This is a genomic window from Rhizobium brockwellii (assembly GCF_000769405.2).
In the GTDB taxonomy this organism is placed as follows: Bacteria; Pseudomonadota; Alphaproteobacteria; order Rhizobiales; family Rhizobiaceae; genus Rhizobium; species Rhizobium brockwellii.
This window is the reverse complement of sequence record NZ_CP053439.1, coordinates 4,692,057-4,708,992: the sequence shown is the minus strand read 5'-3', so window position 1 is coordinate 4,708,992 and position 16,936 is coordinate 4,692,057. Positions and strand designations below refer to the sequence as shown.

Below are 16,936 nucleotides of genomic sequence, written 5' to 3'. Positions count from 1 at the left end.
AGCGGCAAGTACTCGATTATCTCCTTCATAGGTAATCGAATCATGCAGCGGGAGGGGTGTCATGACCGACGAGGCGCTTGTTGATCGCATGGCGCTGCCGCGCCCCGATGTGACCGCCACTGATGCAGAAGAGATCCTCCTTGCTCATTACAGCCTATCCGGCACGCTTGCCGAACTCGGCAGCCAGCAGGATCGAAACTATCGCGTCGATAGCGACAAGGGTCGTTACGTCCTGAAGATCTGCCATGCAGCCTACGAGACCCGCGAGCTCGAAGCGCAGAATGCGGCGATCCGTCACCTCAAAAGCAGGCAAAGTGCGCCGCGCGTTCCGCAATTGGTCACCACCAATGACGGGCGGGAGATCGTCGTCCTGACCGTGCGCGGGCGGGGCTATCAGGTCCGGCTGCTGGAATATCTGGAAGGCCAGGGGCTGACGGCGCTGACCTATCTGGCGCCGGCTTCCGTGGCGGCGCTGGGCGCGCTCTGCGCCAGGCTTGCGCAGGCGCTTGCCGATTTCGACCATCCCGGTCTCGACCGCAGCCTGCAATGGGATCTCAGACGGGCAGGTCCCGTTGCCGTGCAGCTGCTTTCGGCCATCACCGACAGTGCGGCACGCGACCGGATCGCCAAGACCATGGTGATGGCGGTCCGCCGCATCCAGCCGTTGGCGCCGGCGCTTCGGCTGCAGGCCGTGCATCATGACGTCACCGGCGACAACGTCGTCGGCCACCGCGACGCCCGTGGCCATACGATCCCCGACGGGGTGATCGATTTCGGCGACATCATCCGCGGCTGGCTGGTCGGCGACCTCGCCGTCACCTGCGCTTCGCTGCTGCATCAGGCAGATGGCGACCCATTTCATATCCTACCAGCCGTCACCGCCTATCAGGCGATATATCCACTGACCAGGGAGGAGCTGAAGGCGCTCTGGCCGTTGACCGTCGCGCGCGCGGTCATTCTCGTTGCCAGCAGCGAGCAGCAGATTTCGGTCGATCCCGATAATGACTATGTCCGCGGCAATCTCGAGCACGAGCGGGCGATCTTCGATACGGCGATGTCCGTTCCCTTCGAACTCATGGAAGCCGCGATCCTCAAGGCGGCCGGCGCAAATGTCGCCGCCCCGGAAGCATCAGGATGGCTGCCATTGCTGCCCGACATCGATCCCGCCGGGATCGCCTATGTCGATCTTGGTGTGCGGAGCCCGCATTTTTCCGCCGGCAACTGGCTGAATACCGACATGGACTGGCGGCTGCTTGCCCGCGTGGCAACCGAAAACGGCATCGCAGCGACGCGCTATGGCGAATATCGGCTTTCCCGCGCGAGCTTGGGAAATGCGACAGGACAGGCGACCTGCGCCCTGCATATCGACATATGCCTCGCGGCAGGCAACGCGATTGCTGCACCCTTTGCCGGCCGCATTGGCTGGAAGGACCAGCATCTGACGCTTGCCAGCGACAGCATGACCCTGCATCTCGATGGGCTCGATCTCTCGGTCGAGGATGGAGCCGAGGTGGCCGCCGGCGATCCGCTCGGGACGGTTTTCGGAGAGGCTGCGTCGCTTGGCGGGCTGCGCGTCCAGCTTTGCAGCGTCGCAGGTCTCGAACCGCCGCTTTTTGCCACGCCGCGCACGGCCGCGGCCTGGTCGGCGCTCTGCCCCTCACCCTCGCTGCTTCTCAGCCCGGAAGCCGATGCGCCGAAATCTGATACCGCCGAACTGCTCGCCAGGCGGCGGGCGCATCTCGCAAGGCCGCAGAAGAACTATTACGCGGCGGCGCCGCAGATCGAGCGCGGCTGGCGGGAGCATCTGTTCGATGTCGAGGGCCGCGCCTATCTCGACATGGTCAACAACGTCACCATTCTCGGCCACGGCCATCCCAGGTTTGCCGCAGCGATCCACGCCCAATGGCTGCGGCTCAACACGAATTCGCGCTTCCACTATGCGGCGATCACGGAATTTTCCGAACGCCTCGCCGCCCTGTCGCCGGACGGGCTCGACGCGGTCTTCCTGGTCAACAGCGGCTCGGAGGCGAATGATCTGGCGCTTCGGCTGGCGCAGGCCCATAGCGGCGCGCGCAACATGCTCTGCCTGCTCGAAGCCTATCATGGCTGGTCGGCGGCCAGCGATGCCGTCTCCACCTCGATCGCCGACAATCCACAGGCGCTGACAACCCGGCCGGACTGGGTGCATACCGTCGTGTCGCCGAACACCTATCGCGGCGACTTCCGTGGTCCCGATACGGCAGCGGATTATCTCGGCATGGCGACGCCGGTGCTGGAGGCAATTGATGCTGCGGGCGAAGGCCTTGCGGGCTTCATCGCCGAGTCGGTCTACGGCAATGCCGGCGGCATTCCATTGCCGGAAGGCTATCTCAAAGAGCTCTATGCGCAGGTACGCGCTCGCGGCGGCCTCTGCATCGCCGACGAAGTGCAGGTCGGCTATGCCAGGCTCGGGCACTATTTCTGGGGCTTCGAGCAGCAAGGGGTCGTGCCTGATATCATCACCGTCGCCAAGAGCATGGGCAACGGCCATCCGCTCGGCGCCGTCATCACCACGCGGGAGATTGCGCAATCGCTGGAGAAGGAGGGCACCTTCTTTTCCTCCACCGGCGGCAGCCCGGTCAGTTGCATCGCCGGCATGACGGTGCTCGACATCATGGCCGAGGAAAAGCTGCAGGAAAATGCCCGGATAGTCGGCGATCATCTGAAGGCGCGGCTCGCCGCGCTGATCGACCGCCATCCGATTGCAGGCGCCGTGCACGGCATGGGCCTCTATCTCGGCCTCGAATTCGTCCGCGACAGAACGACGCTGGAGCCGGCGACGGAAGAGACGGCTGCAATCTGCGACCGGCTTCTCGAACTCGGCGTCATCATGCAGCCGACCGGCGATCACCAAAATGTGCTGAAGATCAAGCCGCCGCTCTGCCTCAGCATCGACAGCGCGGATTTTTTCGCGGACATGCTGGAGAAGGTGCTCGAAGAAGGCTGGTGACCCAGAGGGTTCGGGCATTAACCAAATCGGTCATTTCGAGGCATGTCGACTTTTAATGAAACGGGCCATTGCCTGATACAACAAGGCTTCCTATGTCTGCCGCGGTGATCGATCGACCTTCCGATTCTGTCATGCGAATTTAACGAAGAGCTGATATGTTTCTTTCTGCAAGTTCGGGCTACGACGGAATGAATTTTTTCAGATCGTCGATATTTTGACATGTTTCGGAATATGTTTCCGATAGGCTATCGGGTAATCTCTACCAAGATAGTAGATTATTGAAGACAGCCATCACCGGCCCCGGGCTCTACCGGGACCCCTCAAGTGCAACGCCAACACAAGGAACGAGCATGATAGACATCGATATTCTCGCCGATCTCCTTGGGCGATCTGTGCTTGGCAATGACCGTCCGGGCGCCCTCTCCCGCCCGAACTGTCGAATGTGACGTTCGTCCTCCTTTCAACGGTACCAGACAAGTCAATTCGCCATGGCTGCGCATCTCGCGCGGCAGGAGTTCTATCTATGAAGAAGCAAGTTATCGAATATGCAGGCGTTCCCGTCGGGATCGTCATTCCCGATGAAGACCGGCTGAAGTTCATCGCCGTGAAATTTCATGTTCACGACCTCGACGAGCAGCGTTTCGGCTCGCCCGACGAGGTGCGCCTGGCCATCCATGACCTGATGACCCGCCGTCATCCGAAGCCGCTTCATGCCTGAGGGCATGAGGACGCGATTAGCATTCGCGGCTTTTCCCGATATCCGACCGGTCCCGTCACATGGGGCCGGTCTTGTTTTTTGAGGGCAATTGCAGTCCTATCGGCGGCCTTTCCGTCTAGAGTATTTCCGTTTTTCCTCGAATCACGAAAACGCTCTATCTCTTTGTTTTCACGCAATTCCGAACGCAAACCGCTGCACACTTTTGCTGGAATTGCTCTAAGGATCCGCCCTTGCCCGATCTTCTCAACCTCATCACCGACATCGAAGGCGTTTCCGTCGGCCATGCAACCGACCTTGCGCTCGGTTCCGGTGTCACGGTGATCGTCTTCGACGAACCGGCCGTCGCATCCGGCACGGTGCTCGGCGGCGCGCCGGGCGGGCGCGACACCGGCCTGCTCGATCCGTCGATGACCGTCCATGCCGTGGATGCCTTCGTGCTCTCCGGCGGCTCGGCCTTCGGGCTGGATGCCGCCGGCGGCGTGCAGGCGGGCCTGCGCGAACTCGGCCGCGGCTTTGTGGTCGGGCCGGTGCGCATCCCGATCGTGCCGCAGGCGATCCTGATGGACCTGCTGAACGGCGGCGACAAGGATTGGGGCCTTCACTCGCCCTACCGCGACATGGGCTATACGGCATTGAAGGCTGCGGCCAAGGGCACATTCGCGCTCGGCACGACAGGTGCCGGCACGGGGGCGACGACGGCCACCGTCAAGGGCGGGCTCGGCTCGGCCAGCGCCGTCAGCAGCACCGGGCATCGCGTCGCGGCGATCGTCGCCGTCAATGCGCTCGGTTCGGCAACGATCGGCGACGGGCCGCATTTCTGGGCGGCGCCTTTTGAAAAAGATGCGGAATTCGGTGGGCTCGGCATGCCTGATGTGGCCGACCACCGGATGCGGCTCAAGGGCATGAACACGCCGGCAACGACGATCGGCGCTGTCGTGACCGACGCGCAGCTGACGAAGGCCGAGGCGCACCGGCTATCGCTTGCCGGCCATGACGGCCTTGCCCGGGCACTGCTGCCGGCGCACCTGCCGCTCGACGGCGACACCGTCTTTGCCGCTTCGACGGGCAAGCATCGAAGAGACGACATGGCGAGCCTGATGGAGCTGTGCCACCTCGCCACCATTGTCATGGCGCGGGCGATCGCCCGTGGCGTCTATGCCGCGACCGCCCTTCCGGTCGAGGGCGCGCAAAAGGCCTGGCGCGACTGCTACCCGAATGGTCGTTGATTTTAGATCTTTGTTTTTATGCATGTCGTTGTCCCAAAACCGCTGCGCACTTTTGGGCGACATGCATTAGGGTCGGAACCGGAACCCATAACGTGCCGAATGGCGGAGAGACGTGAATGCAGATCCGGGCGCTGATGTATTTCGACGAACTGGTCAGGACCAATTCGATGCGCCAGGCGGCCGAGAACCTCAATGTCGCGCCGACGGCGATCAGCCGGCAGATCGAGAACCTCGAATATCATTTCGGCGCACCGCTGGTCGAACGCAGCGCCCGCGGTGTCAAGCTGACGGCTGCCGGCGAACTGCTTGCCGCCCGCGCCGGCCGGACGCTGCGCGAGCTCGATCACGTGCAGCAGCTGATCGAAGACCTCAAGGGCCTGCAGCGCGGCCGCGTCAGCATCTATGCCAATGGGGCGACCGTCGCCAATCTGCTAGCGCCGGCGCTTGCCGAATTCAGCCTGAAATATCCGAAGCTGCGTTTTACCGTGACGATCACCAGCGCGCGTCAGGCGGTCGACGCCGTCAACAGCGCCGAGGCGGATATTGCGGTGACGCTGTTTGCGCCACCGATGTCCGGCACCAAGGTGCGGCTGCGCTCCGAGATCGCCTATGATCTGATCGCCACGCCGCAGCACCCGGCCGCCGCGCATGCCGAGATCCCGCTGAGGACGCTTGCCGACTACGCATTGGCGCTGCCCGATCAATCCTTCGGCTTCCGCCAGGCCTTCGACGCGCTGTTTGAGAAAGAGGGGTTGAGCCTCGATCCCGTCTTTGTCACCAGCTCGCTCGAAATGCTGAAGGAACTCGTGCTCAGCGGGGCTGCGGTCACGCTGCTGCCGGCGCTCACCGTCCGCCGCGAGATCGAGGCGGGTCAGCTCCTTGCCATTCCGCTGGCCGGCAAGACCGGCATCCGCACCCATGTCGATCTCTGCGTCGCGCCAGACCGGCAGCTGTCCTTTGCCGCGACGAAGCTGCTCGACTTCATCGAGAGGTTCATGCGCGAGCGCACCAACCGCCCGGCCGGGACGAAAGACTGACGCTTCGAGCTTGCATTGCCCGCGGATATCAGGTGTAGCTTTTTCGGCTACACTGAGCACACAAAATCGTCATTGTGTGTGCACCGGCATAGTGTCACTCTCCTCGCAAAAGGTCTTCGTCAGCGACGCGCGGCCAGACAAGGGAACATGATGATCAAGCTTTCGTTTGCGCCTTCAGCGCGTTTCGCCCGGCGGCTTTCGCTCGGTGCCGCGCTCTCGGCCGGCCTGGTGATGACGGCGATGACGCCGGCCGAGGCGGCGAAGACCACGCTCAATCTCGGCATGAGCGTCGAGCCGACCGGTCTCGACCCGACGATCGCGGCACCGGTCGCAATCGGCCAGGTGACCTGGCAGAACGTGTTCGAGGGGCTGGTGACGATCGACCAGGCCGGCAAGATCCAGCCGCAGCTGGCAAAAAGCTGGGAGATCTCTCCCGATGGCCTGACCTATACGTTCAAGCTGCAGACCGGCGTCAAATTCCATGACGGCGAGGCCTTCGATGCCACTGCCGCCAAGTTTTCGCTCGACCGCGCCCGCGGTGCCGATTCCGTTAATCCGCAGAAGCGCTTCTTCGCCTCGATCGCCTCGATCGATACGCCCGATGCCGAAACGCTGGTGCTGCATCTCTCGGCACCGACCGGCAGCCTGATCTACTGGCTCGGCTGGCCAGCCTCGGTGATGGTCGCACCGAAGACGGCTGCCGACGACAAGACGACGCCAGTGGGCACCGGTCCGTTCAAATTCGCCAGCTGGGCGAAGGGCGACAAGGTCGAACTCACCAGGAATGCCGATTATTGGAACAAGGATGCTGCCGCTAGGCTCGACACGGTGACCTTCCGCTTTATCGCCGATCCGCAGGCGCAGGCGGCAGCGCTGAAATCCGGCGATCTCGATGCCTTTCCGGAATTTGCCGCACCTGAGCTGATGAGTTCTTTCGACGGCGATGCGAGGCTCGTCACCAGGATCGGCAATACCGAGCTCAAGGTCGTTGCCGGCATGAACACTGCCAAGAAGCCGTTCGACGACAAACGCGTCCGCCAGGCGCTGATGATGGCGATCGACCGCAAGACGATAATCGACGGCGCATGGTCCGGCCTCGGCACACCGATCGGCAGCCACTATACGCCGAACGATCCGGGCTATCAGGACATGACCAATGTGCTGCCCTATGACGTCGAGAAGGCGAAGGCGCTGCTTGCCGAAGCCGGCTACCCCAACGGTTTCACCTTCACGATCAAATCGCCGCAAATGGCCTATGCGCCGCGCAGTGCCCAGGTGATGCAGGCGATGTTTGCCGAGATCGGCGTGACGATGACTATCGAGCCGACGGAATTTCCGGCGAAATGGGTCCAGGACATCATGAAGGACCGCAACTTCGACATGACGATCGTTGCCCATGCCGAACCGCTCGACATCGACATCTATGCCCGCGATCCCTATTATTTCAATTACAAGAACCCTGCTTTCAACGCGCTGATGAAGAAGGTCCAGGAGACGGCCGACCCCGCCGCGCAGAATGCGATCTATGGCGAAGCGCAGAAGATCCTCGCCGACGACGTGCCGGCGCTCTACCTTTTCGTCATGCCGAAACTCGGCGTCTGGGACAAAAAGCTGAAAGGGCTGTGGGAGAACGAGCCGATCCCTTCCAACGTGCTGTCCGGTGTTTCCTGGGACGAGTGAGGGTGGCGGACCGGGGCAGAACGCGATGTGGTGATGGCATTGGAGAAATCCGACATGCATTTGGCCGATATGACGCACAGCCCTCTCCCTTCCTCACAGGTCAGTTCAGCTCGGACCGACATTGTTTGGTTTCACTGCGGATGGCATTCATGGTGCGGGCGCCTGCGTCATGAATAGCTCCTTCCGCCCGCCCCACCCTCCGTCATCCTCGGCCTTGAGCCGAGCATCCACACCGCATCCATCAGCAGCAGTGGCATGGATCCCAGGCTCAAGGCCTGGGATGACGGAGAGTGGAAATGGCGTTCTAGCTAAACTCGCCGCCAGAACGGCGAGCGGACGTATCATATGATCCCACTCCTCGCTCGCCGCTTCGCCGGTCTCATCGTCACGCTCGTCGTCGTCTCGCTGCTGATCTTCGCCGTGATGGACCTTCTGCCCGGCGATCCAGCCTCGATCATGCTCGGCACCTCGGCAACACCGGAAACACTTGCAGCGCTCCGTCACAATCTCGGGCTCGATCAGCCGCTGCTGCTGCGTTACGGGCAATGGTTGACCGGCGTGCTCTCCGGCGATCTCGGCAATTCCCTGACCTATGGCGTACCGGTCGCGGGGTTGATCGTCGAGCGGCTGGCGGTAACACTGCCGCTGGCGCTGATGGCGATCGTGCTTTCGGTGGCGATCGCCCTGCCGCTCGGCGTGCTGGCCGCCTCGCGCCGCGGCGGTGTCTTCGACGTCATCGCGACGCTGTTTTCGCAGATCAGCATCGCCGTTCCCGCCTTCTGGGTGGCGCTGCTGTTGATCATCCTGTTTTCGACGGTGCTCGGACTGATGCCAGCCGGCGGTTTCCCAGGCTGGGGCGCCGGCCTGCTGCCGGCATTGCAGGCGCTGGTTATGCCCGCCGTCGCGCTGGCGATGCCGCAGGCGGGCGTGTTGACGCGCGTGGCGCGCTCGGCAGTGCTCGACATGATGCATGAGGATTTTGCCCGCACCGCCGTTGCCAAGGGGCTGTCACGCAGTGCGGTGCTGTGGCGCCATATCCTGCCGAATGCACTGATCCCGATCCTCACCATGATCGGGCTGCAATTCACCTTTCTCGTCGCCGGCGCGGTGCTGGTGGAAAACGTCTTCAACCTGCCCGGCCTCGGACGGCTCGCCCTTCAGGCGCTCTCCCAGCGCGACATCATCGTCATGCAGGATGTCGTGCTGTTCTTCGCGGGCCTGGTCATCGTGATGAATTTCATTGTCGATCTCTCCTATCTGGCGATCGATCCCAGGATGAGAAAGGCGGCTTGACGCATGGCACCGATCGCATCCACCGCCATCATCAGCCGCCGCCGGGCCTTTAGACTTAGCCGGCGAATGAACCTGATTACAGGGGCCGTGATCATCGGGCTGCTCACCGCCGTTGCGCTGCTGTCGCTCGTTTGGACGCCGCTGCCGCCGGCGAAAATGCAGATCATCCACAAATTACAGCCACCGCTTGCCTTCGGCCTGCTCGGCACGGACCAGTTCGGCCGCGATGTGCTTTCGATGCTGATGGCGGGCTGCTGGAATTCACTGTCGATCGCCATTACCGCGGTAACAATCGGCGGGACGCTCGGCTCGATCGCGGGCATTTCGGGGGCGGCGATCCGCGGCCCTTTCGAGGCGCTGTTGATGCGCATCTGCGACGTCATCTTCGCGCTTCCGCCGATCCTGTCCGCTATGGTGCTCGGCGCCTTTCTCGGGCCAGGGCGGTTCACCGCAATCACCGCCATTGCCGTCTTCATGATCCCGGTCTTTGCCCGCGTCACACTCGCGACCTCGCTGCAGGCCTGGAGCCGCGACTATGTGACGGCGGCGCGCGCCATCGGCAATACGCGCTTGACCATTTCGCTGCGCCACGTGCTGCCGAATATCATGAGCCAGATCATCGTGCATGGTGCGATCCAGCTGGGGCTGGCGATCCTCACCGAAGCGGGACTCAGCTTCCTCGGGCTTGGCATGGCGCCGCCGGCGCCGACCTGGGGCCGGATGCTTGCCGACGCGCAAACCTACCTGGCGCTCGCCCCCTGGCTGGCGATCCTGCCCGGCCTTGCCATCGCGCTCACCGTCTTCGGCTTCAACATGCTCGGCGACGGTTTGCGCGATCTGCTCGACCCACGCGAGGCGAGCCGCTGATGTCCTCCCAAGACGAAAAGCCCGAAAGACCATGCCATGACCGAAACCGACCTTACCATTCGCGAACTCAGGCGGCGCTTCGCCGATAAGAGCCTCTCCCCTCTCGAATACTGGCTGTCTCTCGAGGATCATATAGCAGCCTGGGAGCCGTCGATTTCGGCACTCTACCTCTACGATTCGGAATCGGCGCGCGCGCAAGCGAAAGCGTCGACGGAACGCTGGGCGAAGGGAGAAATGCTGGGCATGCTCGACGGCATCCCGGTGACGCTGAAAGAGCTGATCGCCACGAAGGGCCAGCCGGTGCCATCAGGCACGAGGGCAGTGGAACTAAAACCCGCAGACGCCGATGCACCGGCCGCCGCCCGGCTGCGGGAGGATGGCGCGGTGATCTTCGCCAAGACCACCTGCCCCGATTACGGCATGCTTTCCTCCGGGCTTTCGAGCTTCCATCCTCTCAGCCGCAATCCCTGGAACACCACGCAGAATCCCGGCGGATCGAGTGCCGGGGCTTCCGCAGCGGCTGCGGCCGGCTACGGACCGCTGCATATCGGCACCGACATCGGCGGTTCGGTGCGCCTTCCCGCCGGCTGGACCGGCATCTTCGGCTTCAAGCCGAGCCATGGGCGCATTCCGGCCGATCCCTATTATGTCGGGCGCTGCGTCGGGCCGATGGCGCGCACCGTCGAAGATGCGGCCTTTTCGATGGCGACGCTGTCGCGCCCTGACTGGCGCGACGGCACCAGCCTGCCGCCAAACGATTTCAACTGGATGGATCTCGACATCGACCTGTCGAGCATGAAGATCGGGCTGATGCTCGATGCCGGCTGCGGGCTTGCGGTGGAGGACGAGATCAGGGCCGCGGTCGAAGCGGCGGCGAAACAATTCGAGGCGGCCGGCGCGACCATTGTATCAGTCCAGCCGGTGCTGACGCGCGCGATGCTGGATGGCCTCGACAATTTCTGGCGGTCCCGGTTCTGGGGCGATATCGCCGATCTCGACGACAACAGGCGCGACAGCATCCTGCCCTATATCAGGGATTGGGCGATGGGTGGCGCCGACATCAGCGGTGTCGATGCGGTCAAGGGCTTCAATCAGACGATCGAGATGCGCAAGAGTTGCGGACGGCTGTTCACCGCGGTCGACGCCCTGCTTTCGCCGACCAATCCGATCATCTCCTATCCGGCCGAATGGGCATCTCCGACCAATGATCCGGCCCTGCCGTTCGAACATATCGGTTTCACGGTGCCGTGGAACATGTCGGAGCAGCCGGCCGCCTCGATCAATTGCGGTTTCTCCCGCTCGGGCATACCGATCGGCTTGCAGATCGTCGGACCGCGCTTCGACGACATGCGGGTGCTGAGACTGTCGAAAGCCTTCGAGGACTGGACGGGCGGAGTGAGATCCTGGCCGCAGCCTCCGATCGGCTGATCAGCTGATCGGGCGGCGATAGCCGGTCGGTTGCTGGTAGAGCCAGCCGATGCGCTCGACCGCGGCCTCGAAATTCTCGCGCGCCACCGTCATGCTATGACCGTTGGCGTGCAGAATGGTTTCCGGATCTTCGAAGACGGCGACATGACCCTTCCAGAATACCAGGTCGCCACGGCGGATTTCGGATCGGTCGATCGGCTGGCCGAGGCCGGCCGCCTGCATATCGGTATCGCGTGGCGCAGCTCTGCCCGTCATCAGCATCGCCAGCTGGACGAGGCCGGAGCAATCGATGCCGAGGCCGGAACGTCCGCCCCAGAGATAGGGCGTCTCCAGGAAACGGCCGACGATCTCCACGTAATCGGCGCCATCGAGCGCGCCGATCGGTTGGACATGCTTGCCAAAGATCGCCGTTCCGTCCTCGAGCACGACGTAGCGATTGCCCCGCGCTTCCGCCTCGCCGGCGACGTAGACGCGGCTTCCCATCGACAGGATGGCCTGGTGGGGCTTGCGCAGTTCCGGTTCGGGATAGACGAAGGTGCGCTGCACGGTGACGATATGGGTCGGCGCCGGCCGGCCTTCCAAGAGCGCGTCCGCCGCGACATAACCGACATAGCCGTCCGCGGCGGCTTTCACCCAGCACCAGCCGCCGGCGCGATCGAAAACCGTCACATCCTCGCCGAGAAGCAGTTCCGTATCGATGCCGCGGGCAAGGTCCGGTTCAGGGCGCACGGCCAGGACTGGAACGGCGACACGCGCCGGCGCGCCTTTCACAAAGCGCGACGCCTCGACCTTGCCTTCGAGGCCGGCTTCCGCGAGATCGGGCCGGTAGGCATGCAGGCGGCGGTCGAGCATCGTCATTCGCATTCCTTTCAGATCGGCAGCCGGCGGGCCTGATCTCGGATGAGATCGCCGAGCTTTTCCAGGTAGAGCGCACCGCCGACGGTGCGCTTGATGATCACGTTGCGCCGGTCGGCATCGTCGCGCACGCGGTCGACCAGGCCCATCTCGCCCATCGTATCCAGGGCACGGGTAATGACCGGCTTGGTGACATCAAGCGTGGCGGCAAGCCCGCGCACCGTGTGCGGCGGCGGCACCAGATAAATATGCAGCAGGATCGCCATCTGGCGCAACGTCAAATCACGGTCGTCGTGGCGGACCTGATCGAGCGCCGCGCCATGCCAGAGCCCCAGCGCCTGCGAGGCGGTCAGTTCGATCGGCACGGCCCCTCCGGAAGATCGTTACGCTAACGTTCCATTTTCCGGTAGTTGCCATACACATGCAAGAGGCGCCGGAAATTGCTGCCCGGCAAGGTGAATAAAATTTTAACGATCGACGGCGGGGCGCAACGCGTGAACACGCGGCGCGCCTCAACGCTTTTTTTCGGATGGACTCAGCGCAGGCTCTCGCGGATATGGTGAAAGAGTGCGCGGATCGCCTGTGCCTCGCCGCCGCCCGGCGAATGTGGCCGTTCGGACGGAGCCCAGCCGTAAATGTCGAAATGCACCCAGCTCTTCGCCTTGCTGACGAAACGCTTGAGGAAGAGGGCCGCAGTGATCGCACCCGCCATGCCGCCGGCCGGCGCGTTGGTGAGATCGGCGAATTTGGTGCGGATATCCTTTTCGTAGCCGGAATAGAGCGGCAGGCGCCACAGCGGATCGTCCGTTTCCAGGCTCGCTTCGGTCAGGTCATGCGCCAGATTAGCGTCATCGGTGAAGAAGGGCGGGAGATCCGGACCGAGGGCAACGCGGGCGGCACCGGTCAGCGTCGCCATGTCGATCAAGAGCTCGGGCTCTTCCTCGTCGGCATAGGCGAGCGCATCGGCAAGGATCAGCCGGCCTTCGGCGTCGGTATTGTCGATCTGGACGGTCAGGCCCTTGCGGCTCCGGTAGATGTCGCCGGGCCGGAAGGCATTGGACGAGATCGCGTTTTCGACGACGGGCAAGATAACGCGCAGGTCGACCTTCAGCTTGGCGTCCATGATCATCAAGGCAAGCCCCATGACATTCGCCGCCCCGCCCATGTCTTTCTTCATCAGCAGCATCGAGGCGGCAGGCTTGATGTCGAGACCGCCGGTATCGAAGCAGACACCCTTGCCGACGAGCGTCACTTTGCGATGACCCTTCTTGCCCCAGCGCAGCTCAAGAAGACGCGGCGCATCGGCGCTGGCGCGGCCGACGGTATGGACGAGCGGAAAGTTCTGCGTGAGCAGGTCGTCGCCCGATATAACCGATATCTCTGCCTTGTAATGTTCGGCCAGGCCACGGAAAACGGCCTCGAGCTGGTTCGGCCCCATGTCGTTCGTCGGTGTATTGATCAGGTCGCGAGCGAGAAAGACGCCAGCAAGCTGGCGCTTGATGTCGGCGGCGTCGGCATCGCGGGGGATCATCAGCGTCGCCGCCGGCGATTTTTCGGATTTGTAACGGTCGAAACGGTAGCTGCCGAGCCCAAAGCCGAGGGCCAGGCGATTTGCCGTCAGCGGCGCGGTCTCGATGTGCCAGTCGCCGGCCGGCAGCGCACGGGCGAGCCTGCCGGTGATGTAAGGCTGCTCGGATGGATTGGTACCGAGGCCGTAAAGCGCCCCGCCGAGATGGCCTTCGGCCGTGGGGATCAGCAGCAGCGACCCGCTTTCGGCCTTGTAGCCTGCCCTGCGCGCCCAATTGAGCGCGATCGGATCGATCGTACCGGTTTCGATATGGGCAGGCGTGACGGCAAAGATCGGCAGCGTCGAACCGCCCTTCGTGTTGAAAGGAGTCGGTCTCTCGATAAACTGATAGGGGGCCATGATTGTCCTTCGGCGGTCGCAAGGAATCGTTCCTTAACGGTCTGTTAGGGTTAACAGACTATTGCTGGAGCGAAGATTACGCGTCAAACCTTTCCCTGTTCCGCTTCGAGGTCAGGCGCCGATTTCGGAATTCAGGAACGCGCCATGCCTGCCTCGCTCACCACCACATTCACGAATCGTATCCTGCAGGGCGCTGCGGCATCGCTGCTCGTCCTGGCACTTGCCGGTTGCTCGACGACCAAGGACCGGATGACAACGGGCTCGGTACCGAAACTCACCAAGCCGGTCGAAGAGATGGACGCGACCGAGCTGCGCTCGGCGACAGACCGGCTCGGCCAGGCCTATGAAAAGAACCCGCGCGATCCCGTCACCGGCGTCAACTACGCCAATCTGCTGCGCATGAACGGTCGCGACACGCAGGCGCTCGCCGTCATGCAGCAGGTGGCGATCGCCAATCCCGCCGACCGCAACGTGCTGGCCGCCTACGGCAAGGCGCAGGCGGCGGCCGGCCAGTTTCAACAGGCGCTCGACACGATCGGCCGCGCCCAGACGCCCGACCGTCCCGACTGGAAGCTGATCTCCGCCCAAGGCGCGATCCTCGACCAGATGGGCCGGGCAAGCGATGCCCGGCAGCGCTACCGCGACGCGCTCGACATCCAGCCGAACGAGCCGTCCATCCTTTCCAACCTCGGCATGTCCTACGTGCTGACCGGCGATCTGCGCACGGCCGAAACCTACCTGCGGTCCGCCGCCAGCCAGCCGACCGCCGACAGCCGCGTCAGGCAGAACCTTGCCCTGGTCGTCGGTCTGCAGGGGCGTTTCCCGGAAGCCGAGCAGATCGCCCGGCGCGAACTTTCGCCGCAGCAGGCCGATGCCAATGTCGCCTATCTCAGAGGCATGCTCTCGCAGCAGAATTCCTGGCAGAAACTCGCCGCCAAGGACAAGACGCCGCAAGCAGCAGGCGACAGCAACACCAACTGACCGAATCATGTCGTCGAAAGGCTTACGCCTTCAGACAGATCATGATGTATCTAAAGAGTTAGAGCATGATGTCGTCCGAAAACCGCGCACTTTTCGGCATCATGCTCTAGCGGGCGCTCAGGCCCGAAAGAATGAGACGCAAACCAAGGCCGCCCATGACGGCACCGGCGGCCCGGTCGATCCAGCCCTTGGCTGCAAGATAGAGGCGCCGCGGATGGCGGGCCGAAAAGGCAAAGGCCACGATCGAATACCACCCCGCCTCCACGGCAAAGACGCCGAGCGGCAGCGCGACAATGAGATCGAGCGGCACCGTCCTCGGCAGAAGTGCCGCAAAGAGGCTGGCATAGACAATGATGGTCTTCGGATTGCTGAGCTGGGTCAGCAGCGCAGTCGTGAAGCTCAATCTCAGCGCGCGGTTGCCGTTGACGGCGTCAGAGACTTCGAGCGGCTGACCGGCACTCCTCCAGATATTGACGGCGATATAGACGAGATAGGCGCCGCCTGCGACCTTTAGCAGGACATAGAGCCATTCGAACTGAGACAGCAGCGCCGTCAGCCCGGCAAGCGCCAGCATGGCAAAAACGACACCGCCGGCGCCCATGCCGAGTGCGGCCGCAAGACCATCCAGCCTGGAACGCGAGATGGCGATCCTGGAGACGACGACGAAGCTCGGCCCAGGGCTCATCGCGCCGACCGCCAAAGCTGCCATGATACTGATGAAAACGCCGGCAGAAGACATCGGAGACCTCTCTTTTGGATTTGAACGTGCGCCAGGGGCACTGCGGCTGCATCCGCGCTTGCCGATGGTCGTCCGTCCCGTTTACCAGCTATGCCGGTGGCGGTCACGCGTGGTTGAAGGCCGCAGATCGGCCGACGGTCTTTGAGGCAACATCGTCTTCTGCCGAAAGCCGCACCCGCTTTCCGGCGCCGGCGCAACCGTCAGAACTTGTCTGCCACCTGAATGCCGGCCGGACCGAGAATGACGGCGATCAGCACCGGCAGGAAGAACAGGATCATCGGCACCGTCAGCTTCGGCGGCAGTGCGGCAGCCTTTTTTTCCGCCTCGTTCATGCGCTCGTCGCGTCCTTCCTGGGCGAGAACGCGCAGCGCCTGTGCAACCGGCGTGCCGTAGCGATCGGCCTGGATCAGCGCCTGAGTCACCGAACGCACCAGCTCGATCTGGGTGCGCGTGGCAAGATTTTCGAGCGCCGCGCGGCGATCCGGCAGGAAGGAAAGCTCGGCCGTGGTCAGCACCATCTCCTCGGCAAGCGCCGGCGACTGCTCGCCGAGCTCTTCCGACACACGGCGCATCGCGGCCTCGATCGAGATGCCGGATTCAACGCAGATCAGCATCAGGTCCAGCGCATCCGGCCAGGCGCGCTTGATCGAGTGTTGTCGCTTGCCCATGCGGTTCGAGATGAAGATATTCGGCGCGTAGAAGCCGAGATAACCAACGCCGATGACGGCGAAGAGGCGGATCGGCGTGCCCCTTTCGGCGAGATTGCCGAGGCCGAAGACCCAGAAGGCAGCAAGCGCCAGGAACAGGAAAGGCAGCAGGAAACGCGCCACCAGGAAGGTATTCAGCGCATTCTCCGATCGGAAGCCGGCGGCACGCAGCTTGTTGACCGTGTTTTCGTCGACCAGCGCCTTGCGCAGGTTGAAGCGCTCGACGATCTGACGGACCGAGCGGTTGTTCTGGTTTCTGAGCGAGGCCTTGCCGGCACCGGTTTCCGTGTTCATGCGGGCGCGTTCGCGGGCACGAATCTGCTCGCGCTCCGTGGAAACAGCCTTCATGCGCTTGTTCAGATCGCCGCGCTCGAAGAACGGGATGGCGATCGTGTAAAAAGTGGCGAAGACGGCGATCGCGACGAAGAGGGCGATCAGCATGCTCGGATTGGTCAGCGTTGCGGCAAGATCCTGCGACATGGTGCGTCC

Annotated in this window: 14 protein-coding genes; 9 read left to right on the top strand and 5 right to left on the bottom strand. The window is 63.1% G+C overall.

The genetic code is table 11. From position 1 onward, the window contains the following. Nucleotides 1-61 precede the first annotated feature (61 nt). From RLCC275e_RS22925 to RLCC275e_RS22890, 8 genes are all read left to right on the top strand, one after another. Nucleotides 62-2,989, top strand: coding sequence for an aminotransferase (locus tag RLCC275e_RS22925; protein WP_033181153.1), 2,928 nt, complete (start codon nt 62-64; stop codon nt 2,987-2,989). Nucleotides 2,990-3,512: 523 nt separating this feature from the next. Next, nucleotides 3,513-3,707, top strand: coding sequence for a hypothetical protein (locus RLCC275e_RS22920; RefSeq protein ID WP_003544544.1), 195 nt, complete (start codon nt 3,513-3,515; stop codon nt 3,705-3,707). A gap of 230 nt (nt 3,708-3,937) precedes the next feature. Next, nucleotides 3,938-4,933 (top strand): P1 family peptidase, encoded by a 996-nt coding sequence (locus RLCC275e_RS22915; protein WP_003555895.1) that lies wholly within the window; start codon nt 3,938-3,940, stop codon nt 4,931-4,933. A gap of 116 nt (nt 4,934-5,049) precedes the next feature. Next, the gene (locus tag RLCC275e_RS22910; protein WP_003555893.1) at nt 5,050-5,970 is read left to right on the top strand and encodes a LysR family transcriptional regulator; all 921 of its coding nucleotides are present in this window, start codon (nt 5,050-5,052) and stop codon (nt 5,968-5,970) included. A 150-nt stretch (nt 5,971-6,120) separates the two neighbouring features. Then, nucleotides 6,121-7,650 (top strand): ABC transporter substrate-binding protein, encoded by a 1,530-nt coding sequence (locus RLCC275e_RS22905; protein WP_171816919.1) that lies wholly within the window; start codon nt 6,121-6,123, stop codon nt 7,648-7,650. A gap of 345 nt (nt 7,651-7,995) precedes the next feature. Continuing rightward, the gene (locus RLCC275e_RS22900) at nt 7,996-8,943 is read left to right on the top strand and encodes an ABC transporter permease (RefSeq protein WP_033181151.1); all 948 of its coding nucleotides are present in this window, start codon (nt 7,996-7,998) and stop codon (nt 8,941-8,943) included. A 3-nt stretch (nt 8,944-8,946) separates the two neighbouring features. After that, nucleotides 8,947-9,810: an ABC transporter permease gene (locus tag RLCC275e_RS22895; protein ID WP_003555890.1), complete on the top strand. Its 864-nt coding sequence runs from the start codon at nt 8,947-8,949 to the stop codon at nt 9,808-9,810. A gap of 36 nt (nt 9,811-9,846) precedes the next feature. Further along, complete coding sequence (locus tag RLCC275e_RS22890) at nt 9,847-11,238, top strand: amidase (protein WP_003555889.1); 1,392 nt, start codon at nt 9,847-9,849, stop codon at nt 11,236-11,238. Here RLCC275e_RS22890 and RLCC275e_RS22885 read toward each other — a convergent pair whose 3' ends face one another. The 3 genes from RLCC275e_RS22885 to RLCC275e_RS22875 form a co-directional block, all read right to left on the bottom strand. Then, nucleotides 11,239-12,096 (bottom strand): C40 family peptidase, encoded by an 858-nt coding sequence (locus RLCC275e_RS22885; RefSeq protein ID WP_033181150.1) that lies wholly within the window; start codon nt 12,094-12,096, stop codon nt 11,239-11,241. Nucleotides 12,097-12,107: 11 nt separating this feature from the next. Beyond that, a complete protein-coding gene (locus tag RLCC275e_RS22880) occupies nt 12,108-12,458 on the bottom strand; it encodes a MarR family transcriptional regulator (RefSeq protein WP_003544522.1) in 351 nt (116 codons plus the stop codon). A 170-nt stretch (nt 12,459-12,628) separates the two neighbouring features. Next, nucleotides 12,629-14,020, bottom strand: a complete 1,392-nt coding sequence (locus RLCC275e_RS22875; protein WP_033181149.1) for a leucyl aminopeptidase family protein — start codon at nt 14,018-14,020, stop codon at nt 12,629-12,631. Nucleotides 14,021-14,164: 144 nt separating this feature from the next. On the opposite strand from RLCC275e_RS22875, the gene RLCC275e_RS22870 reads away from it, so the two are divergent. Further along, on the top strand, nt 14,165-15,001 hold the full coding sequence (locus RLCC275e_RS22870) for a tetratricopeptide repeat protein (protein WP_003555886.1): 837 nt from the start codon (nt 14,165-14,167) through the stop codon (nt 14,999-15,001). A gap of 106 nt (nt 15,002-15,107) precedes the next feature. Here RLCC275e_RS22870 and RLCC275e_RS22865 read toward each other — a convergent pair whose 3' ends face one another. After that, nucleotides 15,108-15,740: a LysE family translocator gene (locus RLCC275e_RS22865; protein WP_003555884.1), complete on the bottom strand. Its 633-nt coding sequence runs from the start codon at nt 15,738-15,740 to the stop codon at nt 15,108-15,110. 200 nt (nt 15,741-15,940) lie between these two features. Further along, on the bottom strand, nt 15,941-16,927 hold the full coding sequence (locus RLCC275e_RS22860) for a type II secretion system F family protein (protein WP_033181148.1): 987 nt from the start codon (nt 16,925-16,927) through the stop codon (nt 15,941-15,943). Between the last annotated feature and the right edge of the window lie 9 nt (nt 16,928-16,936).